This window comes from Limosilactobacillus mucosae, assembly GCF_046939755.1.
Taxonomy (GTDB): domain Bacteria; phylum Bacillota; class Bacilli; order Lactobacillales; family Lactobacillaceae; genus Limosilactobacillus; species Limosilactobacillus mucosae_A.
In genome coordinates, this window is sequence record NZ_JBKZAY010000085.1 from 1 (window position 1) to 689 (window position 689).

Annotated in this window: 1 protein-coding gene and 1 pseudogene; both read right to left on the bottom strand. The window is 37.2% G+C overall.

Annotated elements, in window-relative coordinates; all coding sequences use genetic code 11:
- Positions 1-490: ATP-binding protein (locus ACLUWI_RS10205; RefSeq protein ID WP_412147233.1), on the bottom strand; the 490-nt coding region annotated here is incomplete at its 3' end.
- A gap of 12 nt (positions 491-502) precedes the next feature.
- Positions 503-689 (bottom strand): annotated as a pseudogene (locus tag ACLUWI_RS10210) (IS21 family transposase); the annotation flags it as partial.

The following is a 689-nucleotide window of genomic DNA, read 5'->3' on the forward strand; positions in this document are numbered from 1 at the left end:
GCTCGTAATTTGAGTATCTCTTCATCTGCCTTTCCAGAGTTCCTTTACTGTCGGCCATTCTTAAAGCCAGTAGAAGGTCATGACAATTGATAAACAGGGTCTTAAAGCCATGTTCACACGCTAATAGACCTAAGCCGATTGCTAAATGCGTTTTGCCGACTCCTGGACTGCCAACCAGTAAAATATTTTGGTGATTGTTTAAGAAGCTTAACGATTTAAGCCCTAGAATCTCCTGCTTATTGATTGAAGGCTGGAAGTTAAAGTCAAACTCATCAATTCTTTTGACGATCGGAAACTTGGCTTGCTGGATTCGCTTTTTGATTTCTTGATCACGTCGGTATTGCAGCTCACTTTCGGTTAATTTTAATAATGCTTCACCGAAACTGAGTCGCTGTTGATCGACCTCCATACTATAATTTTGATAATTCTCACTGAAATTGTTTAATTTTAATTGTGCTAAATTTGAAATAAGCTGCTCATAATCCGTCATAAATTCAACTCCTTACAGACAATCGTATGCTTTAAGATTCTCGCTCATATACTTATTGAGCTCATCTTCTGACCGATCATTAAAAAGATCCGTCTTTAAGATCGCCTTGTAGTCATCCTCGTTATAGTTGAATTGCTTATCGGTTAGGTTATGAGAGCTAATTTCCACTCCCATATAATAAATTTTGATACTTTTATTC